The sequence below is a fragment of the Luteitalea sp. genome (assembly GCA_009377605.1).
Classification (GTDB): Bacteria; Acidobacteriota; Vicinamibacteria; order Vicinamibacterales; family Vicinamibacteraceae; genus WHTT01.
The window spans coordinates 1-570 of the sequence record WHTT01000328.1; the positions used below are offsets into that span (position 1 = coordinate 1).

Genomic DNA, 570 nt, shown 5'->3' on the forward strand with positions numbered 1-570 from the left:
GTCCCCGGCGAGGGCTTCACGCACAAGCTCGGCGACGTGGTGCGCATCTCGTCCCCGCTGCTCGGCACGTTGGTCAACGTGGTCGGCCACACCGAGGACACCACGCCGTGGACCTTCGGCGTCCGCGCCCTGATGATCAACCTGGCCGCGCGCGGAGTGCTGACCGGCGGTATTGAGAGCGCGTCGTGACGGCCAGGGTGGTGGTATCCGACCACGCGTTCCCCGACGTGCGGTGGGAGCGAGAGGTCGCCGAACGCTTTCGTGCCGAGTTCGCCGAGTGGTCCTGCGCGTCCGAGGCGGAGACGCTCGAGGCGCTGTGCGGTGCGCACGTCGCGCTGGTCAACCTCGCTCCGGTGACCAGGTCAGTGCTCGGCGTCTTGGCTCGGCACGCGTCGGTCATCCGCTACGGCGTCGGCTACGACAATGTCGACGTCGTGGCCGCGCGCGAGCTGGGTGTGCAGGTGGCGAACGTCCCCGACTACGGTGCCGACACCGTCGCCGACCATGCCACCGCGTGCCTGCTCGCCCTGCTGCGCAGGCTCGGCGGCTACGACAGGGCGGTGCGGGAAC

Annotated in this window: 2 protein-coding genes; both read left to right on the forward strand. The window is 70.5% G+C overall.

What is annotated here, in order from left to right:
- The coding region (locus GEV06_29165) for a fumarylacetoacetate hydrolase (GenBank protein MPZ21908.1) at positions 1–189 on the forward strand (189 nt) is incomplete at its 5' end.
- Positions 186–570, forward strand: a 385-nt coding sequence (locus GEV06_29170) for a C-terminal binding protein (GenBank protein ID MPZ21909.1), incomplete at its 3' end; no start/stop codon positions are given. The genes GEV06_29165 and GEV06_29170, both read left to right, overlap by 4 nt.